18 protein-coding genes are annotated in these 25,405 nt (G+C 49.5%); 8 read left to right on the plus strand and 10 right to left on the minus strand.

Translation table 11 applies throughout. The features are described 5' to 3' along the window. Positions 1-58: 58 nt before the first annotated feature. From JGK39_RS03605 to JGK39_RS03625, 5 genes are all read left to right on the plus strand, one after another. The gene (locus JGK39_RS03605; protein WP_293249492.1) at positions 59-202 is read left to right on the plus strand and encodes a hypothetical protein; all 144 of its coding nucleotides are present in this window, start codon (positions 59-61) and stop codon (positions 200-202) included. Positions 203-746: 544 nt separating this feature from the next. Then, positions 747-3,224 carry a phosphoenolpyruvate synthase gene (ppsA, locus tag JGK39_RS03610; RefSeq protein ID WP_293249489.1) on the plus strand — a complete coding sequence of 826 codons (2,478 nt, stop codon included), beginning with the start codon at positions 747-749 and terminating at the stop codon, positions 3,222-3,224. A 346-nt stretch (positions 3,225-3,570) separates the two neighbouring features. Further along, positions 3,571-3,891, plus strand: a complete 321-nt coding sequence (locus JGK39_RS03615; RefSeq protein ID WP_293249486.1) for a DUF6464 family protein — start codon at positions 3,571-3,573, stop codon at positions 3,889-3,891. 1,490 nt (positions 3,892-5,381) lie between these two features. Beyond that, positions 5,382-13,247 carry a DUF4347 domain-containing protein gene (locus tag JGK39_RS03620; RefSeq protein ID WP_293249483.1) on the plus strand — a complete coding sequence of 2,622 codons (7,866 nt, stop codon included), beginning with the start codon at positions 5,382-5,384 and terminating at the stop codon, positions 13,245-13,247. A 462-nt stretch (positions 13,248-13,709) separates the two neighbouring features. After that, entirely contained in the window at positions 13,710-14,084 is a 375-nt protein-coding gene (locus JGK39_RS03625) for a hypothetical protein (RefSeq protein ID WP_293258116.1), read from the plus strand. A gap of 58 nt (positions 14,085-14,142) precedes the next feature. On the opposite strand, the gene JGK39_RS03630 is transcribed toward JGK39_RS03625, so the two are convergent. Further along, entirely contained in the window at positions 14,143-15,870 is a 1,728-nt protein-coding gene (locus JGK39_RS03630) for a succinate dehydrogenase/fumarate reductase flavoprotein subunit (RefSeq protein ID WP_293258114.1), read from the minus strand. A 129-nt stretch (positions 15,871-15,999) separates the two neighbouring features. After that, the gene (locus JGK39_RS03635; RefSeq protein WP_293258112.1) at positions 16,000-16,314 is read right to left on the minus strand and encodes a hypothetical protein; all 315 of its coding nucleotides are present in this window, start codon (positions 16,312-16,314) and stop codon (positions 16,000-16,002) included. Between the two features lie 410 nt (positions 16,315-16,724). On the opposite strand from JGK39_RS03635, the gene JGK39_RS03640 reads away from it, so the two are divergent. From JGK39_RS03640 to JGK39_RS03650, 3 genes are read left to right on the plus strand one after another with little or no spacing between them, the layout of a single operon-like run. Continuing rightward, on the plus strand, positions 16,725-17,450 hold the full coding sequence (locus JGK39_RS03640) for a lysophospholipid acyltransferase family protein (protein ID WP_293258110.1): 726 nt from the start codon (positions 16,725-16,727) through the stop codon (positions 17,448-17,450). A 59-nt stretch (positions 17,451-17,509) separates the two neighbouring features. Continuing rightward, positions 17,510-17,659: a hypothetical protein gene (locus JGK39_RS03645; protein WP_293258108.1), complete on the plus strand. Its 150-nt coding sequence runs from the start codon at positions 17,510-17,512 to the stop codon at positions 17,657-17,659. Positions 17,660-17,667: 8 nt separating this feature from the next. After that, positions 17,668-18,483, plus strand: a complete 816-nt coding sequence (locus tag JGK39_RS03650) for an alpha/beta hydrolase (RefSeq protein WP_293258106.1) — start codon at positions 17,668-17,670, stop codon at positions 18,481-18,483. Between the two features lie 222 nt (positions 18,484-18,705). On the opposite strand, the gene JGK39_RS03655 is transcribed toward JGK39_RS03650, so the two are convergent. From JGK39_RS03655 to nadA, 8 genes are all read right to left on the minus strand, one after another. Then, complete coding sequence (locus tag JGK39_RS03655) at positions 18,706-19,203, minus strand: DUF2996 domain-containing protein (RefSeq protein ID WP_293258104.1); 498 nt, start codon at positions 19,201-19,203, stop codon at positions 18,706-18,708. A 323-nt stretch (positions 19,204-19,526) separates the two neighbouring features. Beyond that, positions 19,527-20,414: a hypothetical protein gene (locus JGK39_RS03660; RefSeq protein WP_293258102.1), complete on the minus strand. Its 888-nt coding sequence runs from the start codon at positions 20,412-20,414 to the stop codon at positions 19,527-19,529. Positions 20,415-20,550: 136 nt separating this feature from the next. After that, positions 20,551-21,105 (minus strand): hypothetical protein, encoded by a 555-nt coding sequence (locus JGK39_RS03665; protein ID WP_293258100.1) that lies wholly within the window; start codon positions 21,103-21,105, stop codon positions 20,551-20,553. Positions 21,106-21,445: 340 nt separating this feature from the next. Beyond that, the gene (locus tag JGK39_RS03670) at positions 21,446-21,562 is read right to left on the minus strand and encodes a photosystem I reaction center subunit VIII (protein WP_293127047.1); all 117 of its coding nucleotides are present in this window, start codon (positions 21,560-21,562) and stop codon (positions 21,446-21,448) included. 57 nt (positions 21,563-21,619) lie between these two features. Then, on the minus strand, positions 21,620-22,129 hold the full coding sequence (locus JGK39_RS03675; RefSeq protein WP_293127049.1) for a photosystem I reaction center protein subunit XI: 510 nt from the start codon (positions 22,127-22,129) through the stop codon (positions 21,620-21,622). Between the two features lie 114 nt (positions 22,130-22,243). Continuing rightward, positions 22,244-22,957 carry a TIGR04283 family arsenosugar biosynthesis glycosyltransferase gene (locus tag JGK39_RS03680; protein ID WP_293258098.1) on the minus strand — a complete coding sequence of 238 codons (714 nt, stop codon included), beginning with the start codon at positions 22,955-22,957 and terminating at the stop codon, positions 22,244-22,246. Positions 22,958-23,465: 508 nt separating this feature from the next. Next, positions 23,466-24,083, minus strand: a complete 618-nt coding sequence (locus JGK39_RS03685) for a TIGR04282 family arsenosugar biosynthesis glycosyltransferase (protein WP_293295830.1) — start codon at positions 24,081-24,083, stop codon at positions 23,466-23,468. 349 nt (positions 24,084-24,432) lie between these two features. After that, positions 24,433-25,401, minus strand: a complete 969-nt coding sequence (gene nadA / locus JGK39_RS03690; RefSeq protein ID WP_293258118.1) for a quinolinate synthase NadA — start codon at positions 25,399-25,401, stop codon at positions 24,433-24,435. Positions 25,402-25,405: the final 4 nt, after the last annotated feature.

The following is a 25,405-nucleotide window of genomic DNA, read 5'->3' on the forward strand; positions in this document are numbered from 1 at the left end:
ATAGGTCAAACTTTTACGGTTTTTAGCAGCTCGGTTTTTTGAGGGAAACGAAGCTGCTTTGTGTTGTGTTTTTTGGGCGATCGCCCCCGGCAGCCGATCGCCCCCGACAACGGCCCCTTGGTTGCCTTTACAGTACCAACACAATCCGAGCGCTATCCCCGCACCGCTGCGCGCCCAAAAAAAGGGTATGAATTATGTTTGATCTTCACCTTTCCACTCGTTTTTCGTATGATAGCTTACAAAAACTCCAGGCTGCCATTTCTTTACTATTTGCAATTAATTAAATAAATCTTCCCTCGGGGTATTGCCATTTAGGAAAAAAGTTATAATATTGAAATAGAGGCAATCAAAAACTCGGGTAGAGACCGCCTCTGGAAACATCCGATAATTGGCGCAACAGAACGACATTAAAAAAATGACCCTCCTGGGTTTACCAGAAAGAATTGGTTGAAAGCCCGCCCGCCTTTGAGGGAGAAATTAAAATCAGACTATTCATTACTCTAATCCTCTTCCTTCTAGGTAGAGGTCGCCTTCAAACTGTCCCTGGTCAACTGTCAACTGTCAACTGTTGAATGTCCTTCGATCCAGCCCAAAAACCGAGACAAGCTCCCAAAACGAGTCGCCAGCAGCCCAAAAAATTAGACTAAGAGTTCAAGCTAGCAGATTCATCTGTGGTGGAGTAAATCTCAAAGCTAAAATCTCAAATCGACTGGCCGCACTGAGCAGAAGTTGAGAGGAAAAAAGCAATGCTCGAAAAATTAGCAATTCAAGAAAAACAAGTTTTAATTCCCAAAGAAAAAGCCTTGGTGTTGTGGTTTGATGAAGTCGGCATCGACGACATCCCATTAGTAGGCGGGAAGAATGCTTCATTGGGCGAAATGATCCAACAGTTAACTTCCAAAAAAGTCAGCGTCCCCAATGGATTTGCAACTACAGCATACGCTTACCGCTACTTCATCGAGTCGGCGGGTTTAGAAGCAAAATTGCGCGAAATTTTTGCAGATTTAGACGTAGAAGATCTCCAGAACCTGCGACAAAAAGGCAAGCAAGCACGGGCATTGATTCTGAATACACCGTTTCCGCGAGACTTGCAAGCGGCGATCGCCCACGCTTACGATCGCACAGTCGATCGCGAAGGCGACAATACAGACGTAGCAGTGCGTTCCTCCGCCACCGCCGAAGACTTACCAGACGCCAGTTTCGCCGGACAGCAAGAAACCTACCTCAACGTCCACGGCTGCACCAGCGTCCTCCAATGCTGCCACAAATGCTTCGCCTCCACCTTCACCGACAGAGCGATTTCTTACCGCCAACAGCGAGGTTTCGACCACTTTGAAGTCGCCTTATCCGTCGGCGTGCAAAAAATGGTGCGATCGGACTTAGCATCCTCCGGCGTCATGTTCAGCATCGACACCGAAACCGGCTTCAAAAATGCCGCCTTAATCACCGCCGCCTACGGATTAGGAGAAAACATCGTTCAAGGAGCAGTAAACCCCGACGAATACCTAGTTTTCAAACCTACATTAAAACAAGGTTTCCGTCCAATTCTCGACAAACGCCTCGGCACCAAAGACATCAAAATGGTGTACGACCTCGGCGGTTCCAAATACACCAAAAACGTCTCGGTAGCGCCAATAGAACGCGCTAAATACGCCCTTAACGATGAAGAAATTCTGCAACTAGCACGTTGGGCAGTATTAATAGAAGAACACTACTCCCAAGTCCGCGGCACCTACACGCCAATGGACATCGAGTGGGCAAAAGATGGCAATACAGGCGAACTATTCATCGTTCAAGCGCGGCCGGAAACAGTACAATCACAAAAATCCGCTACAGTTTTGCGGAACTACAAATTGCAAGGTTCCAGCGCAATTTTGGCAACAGGGCGCGCCGTTGGCGAAGCCATCGGACAAGGTAAAGCCCGCGTAATTTTAGACGTTCACCAAATCGCTGACTTTGAAGCAGGGGAAGTTCTTGTCACCAACAAAACTGACCCGGATTGGGAACCGATCATGAAAAAAGCCAGGGCGATTGTCACCAATTCTGGCGGCCGCACTTGTCACGCGGCGATCATTGCCCGGGAAATGGGAATCCCCGCCATTGTCGGCACCGGCGACGCTACCAAAGTCTTGCAAAACAATCAAGAAATCACTGTTTCTTGTTCCGAAGGAGACGAAGGCAAAGTTTATTCCGGTTTAGTTCCTTTTGAAATTCAAGAAATTGCGATCGACAATTTGCCCCGCACCCGCACTCAAATTTTAATGAACGTCGGCAACCCAGAAGAAGCTTTTGGTTTGTCAGCAATTCCTTGCGACGGCCTAGGGTTAGCGCGGCTAGAATTCATCATCGCCAACCACATCAAAGCGCATCCCCTAGCACTGATTCACTTTGATGAATTGACCGACGAATCTGTCAAGCGCCAAATTGCCAAACTCACAGCGCTTTACGAACACAAACCCGATTTCTTTACCGACAAACTAGCGCGGGGAATTGCCACCATCGCCGCCGCATTTTATCCCAATCCCGTCATCGTGCGGATGAGCGATTTCAAGAGCAACGAATATGCTAATCTGCTGGGAGGGCGGCAGTTTGAACCGAAGGAAGAAAACCCGATGCTCGGGTGGCGCGGCGCTTCTCGTTATTATGACCCGAATTACCGCGAAGCTTACGCTTTGGAATGCCTTGCTTTGAAGCGAGTTCGCGATGAAATGGGCTTGACAAATGTGATTCCGATGGTTCCGTTTTGCCGCACGCCGGAGGAAGGGCGCAAAGTCTTGGCCGAGATGGCAAAACACGGTTTAGTTAAGGGCGAAAATGGCTTGCAGGTTTATGTGATGTGCGAATTGCCCAGCAATGTGATATTTGCTGACGAATTTGCCCAAGTTTTTGACGGATTCTCGATCGGCTCTAACGACTTAACTCAGCTAACATTAGGATTAGACCGGGATTCTGCCTTAGTCGCCCACATCTTTGACGAACGCAATGAGGCTGTGAAGCGGATGGTGGAAATTGCCATTAAAGCTGCCAAGAAGTACGATCGCAAGATTGGCATTTGCGGCCAAGCGCCCAGCGATTATCCTGAGTTTGCTCGCTTCTTGGTTGAGTTGGGAATTGATTCGATTAGTTTGAATCCCGATTCGGTGTTGAAGACTTTGCTTGATGTTGCTAAGGTGGAGGCTTCGAGTGCGGTGATGGATTTAGCGGCCCAGGTTGCTAAAGTTTAAGGGAGTATCTCAGTTTTGCATTTATAGTGCGAGCTGTCGCGAGCTCGCGTGCTTATACACGCTTTGCTGTGCGGGGACAGCACTCAAATAAAAAAATCCTTTTTACAAACATGAGATGCTCCCAAGTGTAACCCCTCTCCCGTTCGTAGTGAGGACTTTAGTCCTCTGATTTAGAGAGGACTAAAGTCCTCACTACGAACCTTACCAGCAAACGGTTAACGCACGGGCGGCATAGTTTGAAATTTCACTGGGAACTTTCCTGATTTAAAACCGTCTGTTGCCCGATGATTTTAGCTTCGGGATTATGTAAATAAAAAAAAAGATTATTCACAAAAGCTCTGAAAATGTGTTTACAGTTCTCCTGATTATTGTCATAGGTTTAGCTCCGTCGCTAGTGTCTTTGTGGGTGATGCGCTCAGCAAGCAGGCAAGCTAGCGAGGGAATTGCAGCGGCCAGGCGGGCGGTAGCAAATAGACCCCTGCCTACTCAACTAGCAATGGGCGATCGCACTTACGTAGAAGGCCTCGGTTATCCGATCGGCGATATCACTTGCGAGTATAACGCCCGCTCTAATTACATCCGCTGCGCGGTCAATCCTTCTGGGCCCTGTCAAGATTGTCGGTACTATCAACCCCGAGCTCTTGACGTTCGCGGTGAAAAGATATAGGTTGTATTGGGGCTTGTATCTACGAAGATTTGCTGAGGTAGTAATCCATCAGTTAATATGTACTTACGTGTAAGGGTTGTTGTTGGAGCTTTTTGGGGACGAGCCGCGTCCAAAGGGAGCAATTAAAACCTAATCGAGCAGTATTGCTGGGTTAAATTTGCCATAACTAGCCGATGGCGATCGGTGTTTTTCTAGTTGAGGACTTGCGCTCGGAAACCAGATTTAGATTGTAAATCTTGGTTGGGTTGCAAAAAATCTAGGAATAAATCGGGTTTCTACTCTCTTGGGCGTAACTGAGGGAGAGCCAGGAAAATCGCAAGTAGCTCACCAGCAAATCTGTAAATCGATTTCTCCAAAACATCATGAAAAATTCAGCACTAACAATTGTCTCCAGCATTTACCTCAAACAGAAATCCGCTCGAAGACTCTAAATTGAAATTTTGAGAAGTTGCTTGCGGGCGACAAGATTCTATTTTTGGCGATCGCAGATGAACGCAGTCTCAAACCTGGATTGTTGTCACTAACTAGACTGCAAGTCATAAATTTTTAATCCGCCTCGTCGATACAGGGTATGCCGATTTCAATTAAATTACACCGCCCAAAAACAATGCAGACAAGCCCCCGACTCAAGTCGCGAGCAGCCCAAAATTTTAGACTTTAGACTAAAGTTCAAGCTCCCAGATTCATCTTTAGAGTCAATCTAAAATCTAAAATCGTTCGACGGAGTGAAGTCGAAGTCTAAAATCTCAAATTGACTGACACGAATTTTTTATGAGGCTGCATAGAATTCCGAAATCCGAAATCCGATCCCCCCTAACCCCCCTTAATAAGGGGGGGACAAGAGTCATTTCAAAGTCCCCCGACAATCAGGGGAATTTAGGGGGATCGGAATATATGCAACGCCCCATTAAATTGGTATGACACGAATTGGTTTAAGGGTTATATAAGCTGTCAGGGCTCGCATCCCAACAACATACCTCATCTTTCTGATAACCGCTATAGATTATGAGGGTTTAAACTGTCCAGTCCCAGCCCTCGCGCAGGCGATACAGCACTTTTGCTGGTCAATGAAGTAGAAAAAACAGGTTTCGCTCCTGGGCGGTGTCTCCGTACAGGTAATGACGGGTTCCGAAGTGTAGTCGATCGACATTAAATCGGCTGTATTTCCCATGCTATCCAATAGCAAGATAGCAAAAATTTTGCTGAGGAAAATCCGGCTGTTGCTATTTCTAACACCATACAGTTTCAGTTAAAAAAGCTTCCCCTAACCCCCCTTAAAAAAAGGGAGGGAAAGAACTTCTCTTTCGTCCCCCAACTATGATGGGGATGCTGCAAGGGAGCTCCGGGTAAGAAACAGCGATCGCTGAACAGTTTTGCTTTCTAACAGTCAAAAAACAGAGCGTCTAACTCTCAATTAAACCTTTTTTTAAAGGTGATAATTATCACCTTTAAATGGGTATGTTATACACAATCAGCGAGGTAATCATACCATGAAAAGCATTGGCAACAAACCAATTTTCCTGAACCCACAAAAAGCAGGTGATACCACAAGCATTGCTGGGAATTATTCCCGAACGAAAGCAACTCATACTCAACAACAAATAAAAAAAATAAACGCAGACTGGTCTTTCCTGTCCCCAAAAATCGGTGGCGGCGCGGGAGTTGAACACCTAGAGAGAGAATTGGTGCGATCGACCGAATCGGTGGGCCCCCGAACTGTAAAAAATATACTGTTCATCGATGCCAAAGTAGAGAATAGCGACAGCTTGGCAAGAGGAGCAACAGCGGGTACAGAGGTATTTGTACTGGACTCGATCGCGGATGGAGTCGATCGAATTACTAGAATTCTGACTAATTGCAGCAATTTAGACAGCGTTCAAATAGTTGCTCACGGTGAAGAAGCCAGAGTACAACTGGGGTCAGCAGAACTGTGCAGCGACAACTTAGAAAGCTACAGCCATTTGTTGCAGCAATGGGGAAACTCCCTCAGCGAGAGAGGAAATATCTTATTATTGGCTTGCCGTGCAGCAGCCGGGGAAAGCGGCGCAGCCTTCGTGCGGCGACTCAGTGAAATTACGGGTAGAGATATTGCAGCTTCCACAGGCTTGGTAGGGAGTGCGGCACTCGGTGGCAATTGGGAATTAGAATTTGCCACAGGAGAAATAGGGGCGAGGATTGCCGTTGAGCAAGAGGTACTGGAGGCATACAGCGGAGTCCTCGGTACCTTAGTCAACGAAACATTTAGGAACGCCACAGTCAGGGGGCCTTGGACTTACCGAGGAAAAAACGGGGTATACGATCCAAGTTTACCATTTACCCCTACCCAACAAAATCTTCCAGGCATCACCGGCGGAACTGTATCGGGCATAATTCCAGCCTTGGGGGGCGACACTCCCGGAAACGGCGTTCTGCAGTTAACCCCAGCAGATGCAGAGAAAAACGCTTTCGTCCTCTACAACAACCCTATTCCTTCCACTGACGGCCTCAAAGTTACGTTTGACTTTTTTTCCTACGGTTCAACTGAGCAAAATAACGCTCCAAGCGGAACCTTTATTACTCCGCAGCCTGGGGATGGCATTAGTTTCTTTCTAATTGACGGCACGGCATCACCAACCAGTGCTGGGGGATTCGGTGGATCTCTCGGTTATGCTCCTCTGATACGGCCGCCTAGCCCCATTTTTCCCGGTGACAATATTCCTGGTATTAGTGGGGGTTATTTAGGCATCGGACTTGATGAGTATGGGAATTTTTCAGCAGACACAGAAGGAAGATCGGGTCCTACTCCACCTCCTTTTCCCGGCGAACCTGGTCCCCCTCCCGGATCTCCTTTTGACCCCACTGTTCCTCCGCCCGATCCTAATGAGGGTCAGCGTATTGGATACAGACCTGATTCAGTAACGCTCAGAGGTAGGGAAGGTAATAATTACCCGATGTTAAGCCAGACCTTCGCTCCATTAGGCATTGATAACATTCCTACGAGTATTGACTTTAGAAACCCCGCTTTTAATTTCAGCAATACGTTCACAACGGATCGCAATTCAGCGAGAAGAGCGATTCAAATTACATTAGACCCGTCTAATTCGGCAACACCAAATCGTCTCATCGTTGCCTTAGATCGGGATTTGGACCGCATCTACGAAACTACTCTGATCAGCATCACTGACCTGGCAGCCGTGAATGGGCCAATACCAACAATTTTCAAATTTGGTTTTGGCAGTTCCACAGGAAGAGCCAATAACATTCACGCACTTCAAAACCTGGTAGTGGAGACAGTCAATCCTACTCCCACCAGCTTTGCTGATGTAGCCACCATCAAAAGCGGCCCGCAGTTCATCAAACCAACTGCTGGCAGTATTACCTACACCATCACTACTACTAACAAGGGGACATCGCCGGCTCAAAATGTTTTAGTTCAAGACGAATTGCCTCCGGAACTCGTTCCAGCAGGCGGAGCCGATCCCACTCGCCAGATCAGTGGCGGCGGCCTGTACTCAACCACGACGCGGAACGTCACCTGGCCGATAATTCCAGTTCTCAATGTCAATCAGAGCGTCACCTACACCTTGTCAGTTGCTTTACCCGCAGGTTTAGCTAGTGGTAGGACTTTAACCAACTCGGCATTCAGCAGTGCGGCGACATTCGACCCCGACCTCCGCAACAACGACGGTTCAGGGCCCCTAGGCAAACAACAGACTACTCTGAGCCCTACTGTTGCCGACCTCGTTACTACCAAAAGCGGCCCCGTCACTTCTGTTGCCGGGTCAACGATTACCTATACCCTGACCACAGCCAACCTGGGGCCAGACCCCGCTCTCAACGCGACTATCACTGACAGCATTGTCCCTGGTTTAACTGGAGTCAGCGCATCGGACGGCGGCACTTACGATCCGGTTACAGGCATTGTCACCTTCCCGGTGCTGCCATCCCTAGCCATCAGTACAGTTAACCGCACCATCAGTTTTGTCGCTCCACCGACCCGTACTTCAGTCAGCAACACGGCTCGCAGCAGCTCGGACACACCCGACCCCTTTCCCCTCAACAACGACGGCAGCGCCACCAATAAAGACGGCACTCCGACGAATTCCACCGTCCTCACGACTATTACGCCCAGCGCCGATCTGGTAACAACCAAAAGCGGGCCGACGGGTGCCTCTCCCGGAACCCCTGTCAGCTACATAATAACCACATCCAACAAGGGCCCGAGCCAAGCAGATGGCGTCACGATTACTGACAGCATCATTCCCGGTTTGACGGGAGTCACGGCATCCGACGGCGGCAGCTACAACGCAGCTACCGGAATTGTCACATTCCCTGCTGTGGCGATCGCCAGTGGCATTACAGTCAATCGGACGATCGGCTTTGTACCCCCAGCGACCCTGCCCTCAATCAGCAACACGGCTCGGAGCAGCTCAGCCACTCCCGACCCCACCCAAGGCAACAACGACGGCACAAACCCTGAGTCCCGTGTCAGCACTACGCTCGGAGCTATTGCCGATGTTGTTACCAGCAAAAGCGGGCCCACCGCTACTACGGCCGGTCGCACAATCACCTACACAATTAGCACAGCCAACATCGGTCCGAGTCAGGCCGAAGGCGTCACGATTACTGACAGCATCATTCCCGGTTTGACGGGAGTCACGGCCTCCGACGGCGGCACCTACAACGCAGCTACCGGGATTGTCACATTCCCCGGGATTGCACTCGCCAGTGGCGCATCAGTCAGTCGGACGATCGGCTTTGTCGCCCCAGGTACCCTGACCTCAATCAGAAACACGGCTCGGAGTACCTCGACGACTCCCGACCCGATCGGCACCAACAACGACGGCAGCACTACCAATCAAGACGGCACTCCCACCAACTCATCTGTTGCCACCAGCATCGCGCCCAGCGCTGATGTGGTGACAACCAAAAGCGGATCGGCACTTGCGATTCCCGGTGCCACAGTCAGCTACACGATCGCCACAGCCAACAACGGCCCGAGTCCGGCAGAAGGCGTCACGATTACTGACAGCATCATTCCCGGCTTGACGGGAATCACGGTATCCGACGGCGGCACCTACAACGCGGCTACAGGGATTGTCACTTTCCCGGGTATTTCGATCGCCAGTGGCGTATCAGTCACTCGGACGATCGGCTTTATCGCCCCAACAACCCTGACTAGCGTCAGAAACACGGCAAAAAGCACCTCGACGACTCCAGACCCAGCCCCTGGTAACAACGACGGCACAAGTCCGAATGCCACTGTCAGCACTTCGATCGGTGCTGTGGCCGATGTGGTAACTAGGAAAAGTGGGCCCGCGAGCGCCAATCCTGGAACCACAGTCAGCTACACAATTAGCACGGCCAACAACGGCCCGAGTCAGGCAGAAGGCGTCACGATTACTGACAGCATCATTCCCGGCTTGACGGGAGTCACGGCATCGGACGGCGGCACCTACAACGCAGCTACGGGGGTTGTCAGCTTTCCTGCTATTGCGATCGCCAATGGCATTACAGTCAATCGGACGATCGGCTTTATCGCCCCAACTACCCTGACTAGCGTCAAAAACACCGCAAAAAGCACCTCGACGACTCTTGACCCCACCCCGGGAAACAACGACGGTTCCGATCCTACTGCCACTGTCAGCACTGCGCTGGGTGCTGTTGCCGATGTGGTAACTAAGAAAAGCGGGCAGACGATCGCCACCGCTGGTACCACAGTCACCTACACAATTAGCACCGGCAACAACGGCCCGAGTCCCGCAGAAGGCGTCACGATTACTGACAGCATCATTCCCGGCTTGACGGGAGTCACCGCATCCGACGGCGGGATTTACAACCCAACCACAGGGATTGTCACCTTTCCTGCTATTGCGATCGCCAATAACCTTACAGTCACTCGGACGATCGGCTTTGTCGCCCCAGCTACCCTGACTAGCGTCAGCAACACGGCTCGGAGCAGCTCAGTCACTCCTGACCCCACCCCGGGCAACAACAACGGTTCCGATCCTAATGCCACCGTGACCACCACTGTCAGCACGAGGCCCCGCAGCAACACCCCCCCTACAGCAAACAACGATAACCTCACTCTGGGGCGCAACAGCGCTGCCAGGATCGCTAACTTGGGAGGAACAGACACAGACGGTACTGTGGTGTCTTTCACGATCGACACCCTGCCTCCAGCTAATGAAGGCGTACTGTTCTTGGGCGATCCGGCTAACGGCGGAGTAGCGGTTACAGCAGGTCAAGTCCTGACGCCGGCTCAAATCAGCCAGTTGTTCTTCCGATCGACAGGCACTTTTACAGGGGCAAACTTTACCTACAGCACCACGGACGATGCGGGAGCACGCAGTCCCGCAGCTACTGTTGCCCTAATTCCGCCGCAGTTCAAGGAACCGCCAGTACCAGTTAATACCAACTCTCCTGTGGCGCCGAACGCCACCATCAACCTCACGGGGCCGATCGCAAACGACCCGGATAGCCCGATCGCATCTTACAAGATCGACACTCTGCCCCCTGCAGACCAAGGCGTCCTATTTTTGGGGGATCCGGCCAACGGCGGAGTGGCAGTTACACCAGGTCAAGTCCTCACCCCAACGCAAATCAACCAACTATTCTTCCGGGCCACAGGCGCTTTCACAGGGGCAAACTTTACCTACAGCGCGACAGACACCACCGGGTTGCCCAGTCCGGCCCCCGCTACTGCCGCCCTGTTCCCGCCTCCGGTTAACCTACCCCCGGTTGCTAACAACGCCAGCGTCAGCTTGCTACCCGGTAGCGCTGTCAACATCCCCGGACTCGGAGGAAGAGACACAGACGACGGCACTGTGGTTTCCTTCAAAATTGAGACTGTGCCGCCAGCTAATGAAGGCGTGCTGTTCTTGGGCGATCCGGCCAACGGGGGAGTACGAGTTACAGCCGGTCAAGTCCTGACTCCTGCTCAAATTACTCAGTTGTTCTTCCAGGCGGGTACCGATTTTAAAGGGGCAAACTTCACCTACAGCGCCACCGACAACCTCGGCGCTAGCAGTCCTGCCGTTGCTACTGTTTCCGCACTGGCGATCGCACTCAACCAACCGCCGGTACCGTTTAATGCCAATACCTCGGCAGCCCCGGGCAGCACGATTACCGTGCCCGGACTGGCCGGCCGAGACCCAGATCCGACCGATACGATCGCCTCCTTCGACATCGAAACCCTGCCACCAATAGCTCAAGGCCGTCTGTTCTTAGGCGATCCGGCCAGCGGCGGAGTTGCAATTACGATCGGTCAGATCCTGACGCCTGCTTCGATTAACCAATTGTTCTTCCAGGCATCGGGCAACTTCACCGGTACCACCTTTACCTACGGCGTCAAAGACAGCCGCGGCCTAGACAGTCCCACTGCTGCCACTATCTCAATTTTGGCCGTACCGGTCCCGCCCACACCCACACCGCCCACACCCACACCGCCCACACCCACGCCAATTCGGCAACCGACGCCCACACCCACGCCGATACAGGCACCCACGCCCACACCGGTACTCACGCCCACGCCCACACCAGAAATCCCGCAGCCACCGACACCAACACCGACGCCCACACCCCCGCCTATTTTCGGGCCAGTACCGGAACCTGATACGGGCTGCGATTGCACCCCCTTACCCCTGGTGCCTCCGATTACATTTATCCAACCGCAGGCAGGGCAAATACTCAACTTCGACTCTAACGCCGTAGAACTCACCGACATCCAAAACACGATCCTCGGCACTCCCGAAGACGACTTTTTAAGCGGCAACGACACTAACGAACTGTTTCTTGCCGAAGCTGGGGATGACATAGTTTTAGGTGAAAGCGGCGCCGATATCGTCTTCGGAGACCAAGGGGCAGACTTCATCGCTGCGGATAAGGGCAACGACATCGTTTACGCGGGCAAAGAAAATGATGTGGTGTTTGGAGGGAAACAAAACGATCGCATTTTTGGCGATCGCGGTGCGGACTTATTGTCGGGCGATCGCGGTGAGGATACGATCGTCGGCGACAACGGCAACAACATCGACTTGACTGGTAACGAGGCCGATCTGATTTTCGGTGGCGAAGGAAGCGACGCGATCGCTGGCAGTCAAGGCCCAGACATCGTTTTCGCCGGCAAAGGCCCAGACATCGCCTACGGGGGCAAAGAGGACGACGCGATTTTTGGCGATAAGGGCCGTGACACCCTCTACGGCGACAGCGGGAACGATTCCCTGTTCGGCGGCGTCCTCAACTCCTTCGACAGCGACCCAGACGGGCAAGATTTGCTGTTTGGAGGCAATGGCAATGACTTACTATTCGGCCAAGAAGGCGACGATACCTTGCTGGGTGGCAACGGCCGGGATTTGGCCTATGGAGGCAAAGGGGGCGATCGCATTTTTGGCGAAACCGCCTCGGATACTCTCTACGGCAATCAAGGTTCTGATACCCTCGTCGGCGACTACGGTACTGCTGTTGGCACCACAATTGCTACTGATGAAGGCGACTTAATTTTCGGCAACGATAGCGGCGACATCATCGGCGGCGGCAGCGGTAACGACAGCATTTTTGCCGGCAAAGGCGATGATTTAGTTTACGGTGGCAAAGACAATGACTTGATTTGGGGCGAACTCGGTGCCGACACCCTTGTCGGCGACGAGGGAGAGGATTCGCTTTACGGCGGCTTGCAAAATGAATTCGTCAGCGATGTCAACGGCCGCGATTTGCTGTTTGGGGGCAACGGTAACGACTTTCTCAACGGCGGTGAGAGTTCCGACTCTCTCGGCGGAGGTTTTGGCAACGATACTGTTCGCGGCGGCAAGGATGACGATTTGTTGCACGGAGATGCCGGCGATGACTTGATGTACGGCGATGGCGGCAGCGATATTTTGTGCGGCGAGGATGGCAACGATACCATGTATGGCGATCGCGACGATAACCAGGATGTCTCGGTGGGTGCTAACGGCCAGCAAGAGTGCATGAACGGCGGCAATGGCGAGGACTTGTTATATGGCAATGAAGGCCAAGATACCCTCAACGGCGATGACGGTAACGACAGTCTCTACGGAGGGCAAGATAACGACATTCTCAGCGGGGGTGCAGGGGATGACTGGCTGTTTGGCGGTGCCGGGGAAGATACTTTAATTGGAGGTAATGGGAGCGATCGCTTTGTGTTAGACAGCAACAGCGGTATCGATACAATCTTCAATTTTGAAGTAGGAAGCGACAAGTTTGCTTTAGCTGGCGGCTTGAGTTTCGATCAGTTGCAAATTAACTCCACGGCCAACGGCACTGTCCTGCAAATAGCCTCCAATGGCCAGGTTTTGGCTAATATTTTGGGAGCTAATAATGCTATTACTGCTCTGGATTTTGTGACTTTTTCCCAGTAAAAAGCACAGCGCATTTAATGCGCCCAATTTGACCTAACATTGAGAAACCCGGTTGGTGAAAAAACTGGGTTTCTCAATATTTTTAAACCCAACCAATCTCAATACGGTTGGTTGACACAAAGGGAGCATCTCAGGAATGAGAATTAAATAACTTATAATTTGATGATTCTTGTGGGATGGGCGTCCCGCCCGTACAGAAAGGACGGGCGGGACGCCCATCCCACAAACTTGTGCAAATTATTTAATTTTCGATCCTCAGTTTTACATTTATAGTGCTTTCCCCCGCTCAAAAAAGGTTCGTAGTACGGACTTCAGTCCGCTCTTTAAAAAAGCTTATTGCAAAACTGAGATGCTCCCAACACCAATTTTAAGAAAGAATGCAAATGATAAAATTTCTACAGCTTCAAGAGCTTGCTGGAATTGAGATATCTCGATCGCTTTACTCATAGTTTTTTAGGGGTTATGACAAGTAAAAAGGTTGTTAATTTTATTAGCGGACACATCGACCTGACTCAGGAAGAATTTGATAGATATTACTGTGCTTTGCTCGATCGCGCGATCGATCGAGATGAGTGTTTTGTAGTTGGGGATGCCAAAGGTACAGATACCCTTGCACAACAGTATCTTTTTGGGCGAACTGAGGCAGTTATTGTTTATCATATGTTCGCCAGTCCTCGCAATAATGTGGGATTTCCTACCCGTGGTGGATTTCAAAGCGATGTAGAGCGAGATACCCAACTGACGCTGGATTCAGAGCGAGATATTGCTTGGGTGCGTCGTGGTAGAGAGCGATCGGGAACCCAGGCTAACCTCGATCGGCGCAGCAAAAAAGAGTAGACTGGTACTTGCAAGCAATGCACACCTAGGACTTGGGTGCACATTGCGTCCGGAAAAATCAATACTTTCGTTCCTGCGGCTCAAACATCGTAATCGCCACCGGCATATAAGCCAAATCTATCCCCGCAGGCGAATAATACGCCAGCGTATGCTTCAAGAAATTTGCATCATCGCGATCGCTAAAATCTTCCCGCGAATGAGCTCCCCGACTTTCCTGCCGATTCAAAGCGGAAGTTAAAATCATTTTCCCGACAATTATCAAACTCCGCAATTCCAAAGCTTCCACAATTTCCGTATTCCAAGATTTACCCTTGTCATCCAAGTAAACTTCCTGATATTGTTTTTCCAATTCCTCCAATTTATGCAAACCTTCCTGCATCAATTCGGCGCTGCGAAATACTCCGCAATACTCAGTCATGGTATCTTGAAACTTTTGGCGCACTTGGTTAATTCGGTATTGTCCGGGACGGTCTACAAGTGCTTGAATTTGCTCTTGGGTTTCCTGGATGTAACGCTGTTCGTCTACTGCGGGTAACTTGCGATTTTGCACGAATTGTGCTATGGTTGCGCCAGTAACTTTGCCGTAAACTACGCATTCTAAGAGCGAATTGCTGCCCAAACGGTTAGCGCCGTGAACTGACACGCAAGCTGCTTCGCCGGCCGCAAAGAAACCGTCTACCAAACTGTCAGCACTGCTGCGAACTTGTCCGCCTGTATTAGTCGGAATTCCGCCCATTGAATAATGCACTGTCGGACGCACGGGCATCGGCTGATTTACAGAATCAATTCCTAGTAAGCGGTGGGCTTCTTCCCAAGCAAAAGGTATTTTGCTCATGATTTTTTCGCGTCCCATGTGCCGCAAATCGAGGTAGATAAAGGGGCCGCCTGCACTACCATCGAGATTAATTCCTCTACCTGCACGAATTTCTAAGGAAATCGATCGCGATGTAATATCTCTGGGCGCTAATTCCATGCGCGACGGGGCATAATTCGCCATAAATCGATCGCCCTCGGAATTAATCAAATAAGCCCCTTCGCCCCGCACAGCCTCCGAAATCAACACTCCCACCGGATACAAACCCGTCGGGTGAAACTGCACAAACTCCATATCTTCCAAAGGCAATCCCGCCATCGCCGCCATCGCCAAACCGTCTCCAGTCGAGGCGTAATCGTTCGAGGTGGTGTTGTAAACCCGACCGTAACCCCCCGTAGCAAACATCACCGCCTTCGCGCGCACGACGGCAATTTCGCCGTCTAACAGGCGGTACATAACTACGCCCTTGGCTTGGCCTGCTTCTAAAATCAGGCGGGTGACGTACCACTCCTGATAGATGTGAACTCCGCAGCGGCGCAGATTGTTGACTAATTCGTGGAGGATGGCGTGGCCGGTTTTGTCGGCGGCGTAGCAGGTGCGGCGGTGGGAATGTCCGCCGAAAGCGCGCTGGGCAATTCTGCCGTCTGGGAGGCGAGAAAATAATACGCCCATGTGTTCTAAATCGATGATGACACCGGGTGCTTCGCGGGTGAGGATTTCTACGGCGTCTTGGTCTGCTAAATAGTCTGAACCTTTTACTGTGTCGAAGGCGTGGGCTTTCCAACTGTCATCGGGATCGACGTTTTGGAGGCTGGAGGCCATGCCGCCTTGGGCTGCGACGGAGTGCGATCGAATCGGGTGAGTTTTGGCAACAACTGCTACCTTTAAACTGGGGTCAGTCCGGGCAATTTCTAGGGCTGCGCGGCAACCTGCTAAACCGCCGCCTACAATTATTACGTCGTGTTCTAGCATTTTTGTGAATTATTTTGAGTGTTCTGCTCAACTTATGGTGACGCAAAAAAAAACTTCCTACCAAAACATCGGGAAGTTTTTTAACTTTTGATTTGAATTGAAAATCCAAGTCTAAAATTTCAAATTGAACTAGCCGACGCTTTCGACAGACCTCTGATGGGACTGATTTCCCGTTGCAGAAGGTTGATCTTCGGTGGTGGGGTCTACAGAAAGCACTTCTATGTTATTGAGCAGAGTTGTCACGAAAGCAAACAGCAAGAATGGCAGAGACAGCACTAAAATCAAGCCAACTGTAGCCAAGGCGTAGATTTGGCGGGCGCTGCTCCAGAGGGCGAGTGCGGACGCTAGACTCAGGAAGATGACTATCAGCCAAACAATGATTTGACCGTAAATGTCGCCAAAGGTGAGGGTACATTTAAGGCGATAGTTGTGAATGTTATCCATTGATGCCTCGGGAGATTGCTATTACGACTTGTCCAAAAATACTTTGACAGCCTGTCAATGCTGACTGTAAATTTATAATTTTAGCTGCCGCGACTTGGTTTTGGTGTTCTTTTAAACATTTTTATAGAAGTTTGCAACAACACTTTATAATTTTTGCTTTTGGCTGGGAATTTGTGCTCAAACCAGACTTAGGCGCTCTGACAAAGAAACTGGGTTTTTTACTGTTTTGGCGCCTGTAACCTGTGTATTTTGGCAAAAACCCGGTTTCTGATCCCCTGTGCGTGCATGACTGCGAGAGAAAGGTACAAGGGGAAAGTCTACTTTTTGACCGATCGCGATTTTTGTAAAGTAATGTTAAGCTGCATGGGTATGGAATCAACGTTTATAGCGTTTTACCTGTGTTTTAGCCCATGTCTTTCGATCGCACATTGATGATTTCGCGCTGTTTCCTGGCTGGTTTGGGAACGCAGATGTTTGTACAGCACCAGCAGCGGATTCCGCAAGAAAGTCCGGTACTGGTGGTGAGCAATCACCGCAGTTTCTTAGATCCTGTCGTGTTGACGGCGGCGTTGGGTCGATCGATCCGGTTTGCATGTCATCATTACATGGGTCAAGTTCCGGTAATTCGGGAAATTGTCACGACTTTCGGCGCTTTTCCATTAGAAGCACCGGAGTACAGACAGCAGCATTTTTTCTCTCAAGCGACGGCGCTGCTGCAAAGCAGGGAGATGGTGGGGGTGTTTCCTGAGGGTGCAGAACCGATGGTGAAATTTACTCAACCGGATACCATGGGCAAATTTCAGCGGGGATTTGCTCATTTGGCTTTGCGGGCCCCGGTACGGGATTTGGCGGTATTGCCGGTGGCGATTGCTTCGATAAAAGAAGAGTCGGTGCGATCGGGTTTACCGTTGAAGTTGTTGAGTTTGTTCGATCCTTCAGAACCATTGTTCGATCGCCCTGGGTGGCATCCTGTGATAGTTTATCAACGAGTTAATGTTTTAATCGGCCGCCCTTACTGGGTTACAGTCGATCGACAGCAGCAATATCGAGGCAAAAAAGCCAAAGCGGTTGTTGCTGAACTTACAGAACACTGTCAGCGGGAAATTGCACAATTACTCGATCGAGGGTGTTTGTAAAGAAGTCATTAGTCAGTGGTCATTAGTCATTAGTCAGTGGTCATTAGTCAGTTGTAAAAATGAGCAATAAATTACCAATTACAAATTGCCAATTGCCACCCTTCGGCTTCGCTAGCAAGATGACCAATTATCAACTACCAATTATCAACTACCAACTACCAATTAGCAATTACCAATTAGCAATTACCAATTACCAATTACCAGATTAAGTTTAATCATGCCAACTGCTAACAATAAGGTTCGTTTTCTCAGCCCGAAACCGCCGAAAGCCGATCGCCCTTTATTTGTATTTCTGCCCGGTATGGACGGGGGAGGTTTGCTGCTGCGATCGCAAATTCCTAAATTAGCTCCACATTTCGACATTCGCTGCTTAGCTATACCGGCTGACGACATGGCTAGCTGGGAGGTACTGGTTAAGGAAACAATTGCCTTAATTGAAGCAGAAAAGAAAGCCAATCAGCGGCCGGTTTATCTGTGCGGCGAGTCATTTGGGGGATGTTTAGCGATCAAAGTTGTTTTAGAAGCTCCCCAATTGTGCGATCGACTAATTTTAGTCAATCCAGCTTCTTCCTTCCGACAACAGCCTTGGGTGCAGTGGGGTTCCTACCTGACTCAGTGGCTGCCGGCGAATCTTTATCCGCTGTCGGTAATCGGTCTGTTGCCGATATTAGCATCCTTAGGAAAGATTGGGCGGGACGAGCGGCGAGCTTTGCTGGAAGCGATGCAAGCGGTACCGCAACACACATCTGTGTGGAGATTGGCCTTAGTGCGATCGTTCAATGTTGATGAAAATAAGTTGCGTGCGATCGAACAGCCGGCGTTAGTAATTGCTAGCGGTGCCGATCGGCTGCTGCCTTCGATAGCAGAAGGGAAGCTTTTAGTCAAGGTAATTCCCAATGCTGAAATGGTGCTGCTGGCTAACAGCGGTCATGCTTGTTTGTTAGAAACAGATGTTGACCTTTACGAGATTATGCAAGCTCACAATTTTTTGACAAAATCCGAAGAAAATCTGGCATTAGTCAGCAGTCATTAGTTATTGGGGATAGGGAATTGGGAATTGGGAAGAAGGCCTAGGGAAGAAGGCCTAGGGAAGAAGGCCCGCCCAGGGCATTGGGAAGAAGGCCCGCCCAGGGCATTGGCCCTTGCGGGGAATTATCACCAACCAATAACAACTAACAAATAACAACCTGCCAATTACCCAATGCCCTAGGCCCAATGCCCTAGGCCCAATGCCCTAGGCCCAATGCCCTATTAACTAATTAAGATTCAGCCATTTTTGAGCATTAAGCCGTTGGACGACACCAAAGACCATGAGGTCTAGGGTAATCTTGCGCTCGTCTATCAAAAAAGGCTCTAAAGTGCTGGTTTTGGTGTTATTTTCAGCGCAGGAAAATGCTCTTTGACTTTGAATATCTTCTTGAGGAAAATACAAGTTAAATTGGCGCTGACCTTCTTGGAATTTACCAATTACCTGCCAACAATCGCCGGCAGAACTCATGCCAGCAACGGGGAGTTTTTGCTTTGCCAAACTCACCTCTAAATCCTTAACACCCTGCTTAGTCAAAGCAGTTTGCAAGGCGGGCAAATAATCTTGTTGAATAAATTCGGCAAAGGGCTTGTCTTCAACAGCAGGTGCTTTTTCTTTTTTAGCTTTAGCTGGGGGTTTGTCACCTTCGGCTTTAGCTGGGGGTTTTTTAGCTGCGACAGGAGCGGTGGCTTCTGTTGAGATTGGATTGGTTGTTTCTTCTGACATTGATAATACGAGTAATTTTTAGTTAAGGAGCATTGAGTTATTGAGTTGTTAGGGCTGGTTGAGGCACAATTTTTTGTTGGTAACAGATAATTTGTGTATAAAACCAGCCCTAGGCGGATTGTGAGTTCAAGAAATGAGCGTTGATACTATCTTCAGGAGGGAAAAACATGGTTTTTGAGTAAAAACCATGTAGCCAAACCTAGGATTGTTGATAGAAAGTGGGTTTCTGGCCACTCATTCACAAGTCCTATAAATTGTAAATCAAAATCCGCTCAGGGGCGATCGCCATCTTCGCCCCAAACATCAGAACTCCTGTGCTTATTCTAAATCTCAGCGACAGCTCGTTCAATCAAACGGCGGGCGAGAGTTTGAACGCCGGTGTGTTCGTAGTAATTGGTAGTCATGTCGAGGAAAGCGCCCACGTAGTCCACCTTGTCGGCAGAAATTTCGACAAAACTCTGCAAGTTACCGAGGACGTTTTGGGGAGTCAAACCTCGATCGCTCACAAACGAGCTCATCCAGCCGGAAACCGAGCTAAAGCTTTCGCCGATAAAGCCGAGTTGGCCTGCGGGATTACCACCAGGAATCATACCGCCGATCGACTTAAACGCCTGATTATCTTGCAAATCTTGCGGGGAGAGCTTTTGAATCCAAGACTGAGTAGCCATGATAAAGTCTGGGCCCAGGGGAATCAAACCGTCGAAACAAACCAAAGCAGCCATCCGCATCAGGGATTCGCCGCCGTAGTCGCCGAGAGATGCAGCAAAATCGCCGATGCTGTCGCCGGGAATGCCGTTAATTTGGCAAAAAGCGAGCAACTCAACGACTAATTTCAAAGAAAGGTCGATCGTTTGAGCTTTTTCTGGCTTGGGGGTGAGATTCCCCAGCATCGACAAAAACGGGACATTTTGGGCGACTTTGTTAGCTAGGGCTGCTGTACCCAGAGCACTACCTGCGCTGTCGATTGTTTGGTAGAGCCAGAGAGCGCGCTGGTAGCCTTCTGATTTATCGTTGTAGAGGTAGATAGCCCGATCGCCAATTTGCTGGATCAAATCTTCGTCAGTTTCGCCTGTAACGGTGCGAATGGTATTTTCAAAGCCAACTAAATTGTTCCACTCCCCGGGAACAACAAAGTCAAGGGCTCGGAGGGCTTTGACAGTCATGTTGTCTTTAGGCAGTCGATCGACTAATTCAAAGACTGTATTGCTCACAAAAAACTCCTTGTTGAACAGAAATCAAAGGTATTACTTTTGGTAGATGGCAAAAACTTCACAGTCTGATTCTGGCAGACTTAGTTTTGATAACGCCAGAGCTAGAGTCGGGCGAGAAGTTCGCTCTGAGACACTGCTACTTAACGCTAGCGAGGCCGCCGAGGTTAAATTTTGAGAGCCAAGCTTCGCGATCGCTAGCGGTAAAAGAGGGATCGCGGGATTGAACTTTCACCTGATAGCGATTTGCCACTAAAACAGCAGTGATGTTAGAACCCTGACTGACGGCGGGATAGCCGCTAATTTGCTTGCTACTTTGCTGGAATTTTGCCCCGGCGCTGGGGTTGCCGGCGATGTCGTTAATCGAGAGTACCGCGACATTTTTACCGCCTTTGTTCAGCTTAGCTTCAGCAAAACCGGATTTTTCTTGTGCAAAGACGCGATCGAATCCGCCGCCTGCCGACGGGAAGTATTTATTTAATTTGCCGCCTGCAACTGCCTTCTTGGGCAGGTTTTGATTACTAGCAGTTGATTTGTCAGCAGTTGTCTGTTTAGCTTTACCAGATTTTTGGGTGCTTTCCTGCTGGGCTTTGTCCCAGCGGGAGGGGGGCTGATTCTGACCGCAGGAAGTCACGAGCAGCAGTACCGAGATCAGGAATGGAGCTAAGATTCGGCGTGCGGGGGGAAATTGCATCGCTGTCTCCTCATGAGTAGGTTTCCGATCGCAATTATGGCTCATGATTTGCCAATGTGTCTTCCCCGAGCGAGTGATTTGTGTTCTTTGTAAAAAAATCCTCTGCCTGCTGGCAGAGGATTTTTTCGCAATTGCGAATTTTGAAGGAAGAAGAAAGAAAGATTGCTCCACAGATAAATTCTGGGGATGGGAGTAAAGAAACTGGCGTTGGACGATCGCCAGCAATCTCAAAACAATTTTCGCTGATTTTCCGGAGATTTATCTAGGAGGTTTCAGAGCAATTGTCCGTCAATCGTGTTAGTGGGGTCTTCCAACTTAGGTCTTGCTTTGTGGGCCAAGCTCAGGCGTCGCTTTCAATGTAGATAAACAACAAACCCATTACCACAACCGGCATCAGCCAGGTAATTAGCGGAATCAAAATCCAAGGCAAGAAAGAAGCAGCGTAGGAACCTGTCATATCAAATTCTCCAAACTAAAGTTAGTGTGTTCCAACAGGGATATTGGGGAGTGGAGTCTAATTGTTGACTAAACCCCGGAAAATGGCATCAACGCCCTTAAAGTTTTCGAGTAAGAAGTAGGCAGCAAAGACGCCGCTCATGCCGCCAATGAAGAAACCAGCAGTAAGCTGACTCCAGCCTTCAGCATTTCTGAGGGAATCGGGGGTCATGGGATTAGCGCTCGGGTAGCTGGTGTTGTCTTGTTTGAAAGAGACCAAACCGTAGGCAGACATACCTAATGTGCCGAGTAAAACTAAGACGAGGGCTGTAATTAGTCCGCCGAGATTAGCTGCTTCTGGATAATCCCGCAGGGGCCCGAAGACGATTTCTGGGCCGACGAGGAAATAGCCGTGTGCCAAACCGATTTCTAGACCTCGAACTAGGGGCGAGAGTCCTTTGCGGTAGGCGGGCAAGTTTCCAATGAATGCTTTGGTGAAATCAGAAGCACTGATGGGAGTTGCGAGATGACCCGTGAAGGGGTCGCCGTTAAAGGGTTTAATAAGCTCTGCATCTCTGGGATCGGCCATATTCTCTTTTTCCTCGCTGTGCGTAAAAATTGAGGCGTTCAAGTCATATTTTACGCAGGGAGGTGTTTCCTATTTGCATAATTAGCAGCTAGCTTTAGAAAAGTTCACTATTCTTTAGTTTTGGGAAGAATTTTTCTTTTGTCTTCTATACCAGAAAGCGAGTCGATCGGGCGACACTCCCAGGAAATAAGCGATGATTACTATTTGATTGATGGCGGTGGTTTTGAGTACCCCAAGCTGCTGCCAGCGGCGGGCGGATGTGAGGACTGACTGGGGTACGATGGCGATGCGGCCTTGTTTTTGCAACCGGCGCACAAATTCAAAGTCTTCCATAAGGGGCAAATCGGGAAAACCGCCAATTTTGTCAAAGGTAGCTGAATAGAGGAAAATGGCTTGGTCGCCGTAGGGCATTTGCAGGAAGTGCGATCGGCAGTTTACCCCTATTTCTACCAGCCGCAGACTGTGCCCGGGGGCATCAATCTTGAGTTCAAAGGCCCCGGCGACTGTTTGGGGTTTTGCGAGTGCGAGGCGCGCGCCAGAGTCGTAGGCTGGAGGCAAAAGAGTGTCTGCGTGGAGAAACAGCAGAATATCTCCAGTCGCTGCGATCGCACCTGCATTCATTTGGGCAGCGCGGCCTGGGGCAGTGGAGACAACTCGGACGCCCAAAGATGTTGCTATTTCTGCGGTACCGTCGCTGCTGCCGCCGTCGGCGACGATAATCTCAACATTTTTGCCATTTTGGGCGGTGGAGATGACTGAGGCAATTGTAGGTGCTTCGTTTAAGACGGGAATAATAATCGAAATTTTGAGATGATAATTTTGTGGCATACAGAATTAAGCAGCCCGAGAGAGGGCGGGTTTTGTAGAAAGCTTATCTGTTATGCAACACGTAGCGACAGTTTTAGGGCTGACTTATCGGGGGCTAGAAACCCGGTTTCTACGAGTTTTGCGGCGAGGAACGAGAAATATAAGGAAGAAACCGGGTTTCTGAGGTCGTGAGTGCGATCGCCCCGCTGGCGTTTTCAGATCGCAGTCTGAAACCCTTGATTTTTTTTCCTGCACTTCCCATGCCTCGTCAAGCGTTGTCATCGCACAGTACACTCCTGAAACGCTGATTTTGCGCTGGCAAATCCCAAACTTTGCGAAGCTTTATTCTTGACCCGTATTTGGCTTTTTCTCGCGCTTGCGACTATTGTCGCAAGCGCTGCCTAACCACTGCATTTGGTTAGACAAATACATTTACTATAGTATGACCTTGTGGTTACATTAGCAAGTGTTTTTTATCAAAGATATATGATAATTACTAATGAATTAAATCGCTTAAATATAAGTTTAGTTATTTCACTATATTAATATCTAAACCGAGCAAGTCCTCCGGTATATCGATATCTACAAGAGTGGGAAGATAAGCAATATTGAGGTTGAGGTTTTGGGCGATCGCCTGCGTAGCAGCAAATACTTCACTGGTTCCCCAGTTAATGCCGGCGAACAATTCCGGTATCGATCGCCGCAGCCCGATCAGATAATAACCTCCGTCTTTGGCCGGGCCCAAAACTAAATCGTGCTGGCTCAGTTTGTCAAAAGCTTGTGCCATGATTTCTGCTTTCAGATCGGGACAATCGGTTCCAATAATTGCAGCTTTGTCAATCCCTGAATTAAAAGATTGTTGAAACGCTGCTGTCATTTTTGCACCCAAATCGCCATCTATTTGATTTTGATAAATAATATCAGTTCCCAACCAGTCTTGCATCTGTTGTTGGCTACCGCCTGTGTGGTGAATTTCTACTGATAATCGGCGGGATGTTTGGAGAGAGAGGGCGCGGGCGATCGCCTTTTGTGCCATCAAGCGGTGCAGGTTGGCAGCACCTGTTTTTCCCAGCACGGGAATTAGTCGAGTTTTGGCTTGGCCCGGTTCGGGATAGCGGGTGAAAACAATCAGTTTTTCGAAAATCATGCAATGTTAGATTTTATATTTTAATAAGGGAAAGAGTTAAGAATTTGGATCGCAGTTGCTTTTGTGAAGTAAGTATCATTTATGAGAGCATAATTGATAGATAGTTAACCGCAGATAGAAGGCAGATGCAACACTGATAAAAGCTGATATTTTTTTTAATCTAGCCTAGAAATTAATGCTATTCAATTCAGCAGAGGAAGAGCCGAGAAAAAGTGTACGAGTGTTGTGCGGATTGCTTCTGAATGTTGGTGGGTTGGGCGCGGTTTAAGATTTGTGTATGGGTGACTTAAGTTAATCGCCGCGCCCAACCCACCCTACAATAGGTTAACGGACAATTAGTTATTGGTTGTTAGCTCATTTCTAGCATCCGCTGGATCGGCTTCAAAGCTGCTAGTTGCAGTTCTTGAGACATAGTAATTTCGGGGGTTTGATTTTTCATAGCTAGATACAATTTTTCCAAGGTATTTAATCTCATGTGCGGGCATTCGTTGCAAGCACAAGTATTATGGTTGCCAGGAGCGGGGATGAAGTGTTTGTGCGGTGTTTGCTTTTGCATTTGGTGAATGATTCCCGGTTCAGTCGCGACAATAAAAGCTTGACTGGAACTGGATTGAGAATATTTGAGCAAGGCGGTGGTTGAACCGATATAATTGGCGTGGCGAAGTACGGGAGGTTCGCATTCTGGATGGGCGATGATTTCGGCTTCGGGATTTTCGATTTTGAGTTGAACTATCTTTTTTTCTGAGAAGTTTTCGTGGACGATACAGGCTCCTTGCCAGATTTCCATGTGTCTGCCGCTTTGTTCCATGACGTAGCGGCCGAGATTGCGATCGGGGCCAAAAATAATCGGCTGATTTGCGGGAATTTGGTTGACAATTTTGACGGCGTTGGAGCTGGTACAAATTATGTCGCTCATTGCCTTGATTTGGGCGGTACAGTTAATGTAGGAAATAACTAGATGTTCTGGGCGATCGGCTTTGAAAGCTGCAAAGGCTTCGGGAGGGCAACTGTCGGCGAGGGAGCAACCTGCATTTAAGTCTGGCAGCAATACTAATTTGTCGGGATTGAGGATTTTTGCGGTTTCCGCCATGAAATGAACTCCGGCAAAAACTATGACGGAAGCGCTGGTGTTGGCGGCTTTGCGGGCAAGTTCGAGGGAGTCGCCAAGGTCGTCTGCGATGTCTTGAATGTCGGAGTCTTGGTAGTAGTGGGCGAGAATGACGGCGTTTAACTCTTGTTTGAGGGCGTTAATTGCTGCAAACAAGTCGTCGGGCAGTCGGGTTTGGGTCAAGTTTTGAGCAGGTGCGGTGGTAAACACAGTT

Origin of the sequence: Microcoleus sp. PH2017_12_PCY_D_A, from assembly GCF_020738565.1 — a bacterium.
In the GTDB taxonomy this organism is placed as follows: Bacteria; Cyanobacteriota; Cyanobacteriia; order Cyanobacteriales; family Microcoleaceae; genus Microcoleus.

What these genes read in the sequence shown, in the direction of transcription:
- ppsA (WP_293249489.1), top strand. Translation starts at nt 747, where the DNA reads ATGCTCGAAAAATTAGCAATTCAAGAAAAACAAGTTTTAATTCCCAAA.
- JGK39_RS03655 (WP_293258104.1), bottom strand. Translation starts at nt 19,203, where the DNA reads ATGTCAGAAGAAACAACCAATCCAATCTCAACAGAAGCCACCGCTCCT.
- JGK39_RS03645 (WP_293258108.1), top strand. Translation starts at nt 17,510, where the DNA reads ATGAGCAATAAATTACCAATTACAAATTGCCAATTGCCACCCTTCGGC.
- JGK39_RS03620 (WP_293249483.1), top strand. Translation starts at nt 5,382, where the DNA reads ATGAAAAGCATTGGCAACAAACCAATTTTCCTGAACCCACAAAAAGCA.
- JGK39_RS03650 (WP_293258106.1), top strand. Translation starts at nt 17,668, where the DNA reads ATGCCAACTGCTAACAATAAGGTTCGTTTTCTCAGCCCGAAACCGCCG.
- JGK39_RS03635 (WP_293258112.1), bottom strand. Translation starts at nt 16,314, where the DNA reads ATGGATAACATTCACAACTATCGCCTTAAATGTACCCTCACCTTTGGC.
- JGK39_RS03675 (WP_293127049.1), bottom strand. Translation starts at nt 22,129, where the DNA reads ATGGCCGATCCCAGAGATGCAGAGCTTATTAAACCCTTTAACGGCGAC.
- JGK39_RS03640 (WP_293258110.1), top strand. Translation starts at nt 16,725, where the DNA reads ATGTCTTTCGATCGCACATTGATGATTTCGCGCTGTTTCCTGGCTGGT.
- JGK39_RS03680 (WP_293258098.1), bottom strand. Translation starts at nt 22,957, where the DNA reads ATGCCACAAAATTATCATCTCAAAATTTCGATTATTATTCCCGTCTTA.
- JGK39_RS03630 (WP_293258114.1), bottom strand. Translation starts at nt 15,870, where the DNA reads ATGCTAGAACACGACGTAATAATTGTAGGCGGCGGTTTAGCAGGTTGC.
- JGK39_RS03685 (WP_293295830.1), bottom strand. Translation starts at nt 24,083, where the DNA reads ATGATTTTCGAAAAACTGATTGTTTTCACCCGCTATCCCGAACCGGGC.
- JGK39_RS03625 (WP_293258116.1), top strand. Translation starts at nt 13,710, where the DNA reads ATGACAAGTAAAAAGGTTGTTAATTTTATTAGCGGACACATCGACCTG.
- JGK39_RS03665 (WP_293258100.1), bottom strand. Translation starts at nt 21,105, where the DNA reads ATGCAATTTCCCCCCGCACGCCGAATCTTAGCTCCATTCCTGATCTCG.
- JGK39_RS03670 (WP_293127047.1), bottom strand. Translation starts at nt 21,562, where the DNA reads ATGACAGGTTCCTACGCTGCTTCTTTCTTGCCTTGGATTTTGATTCCG.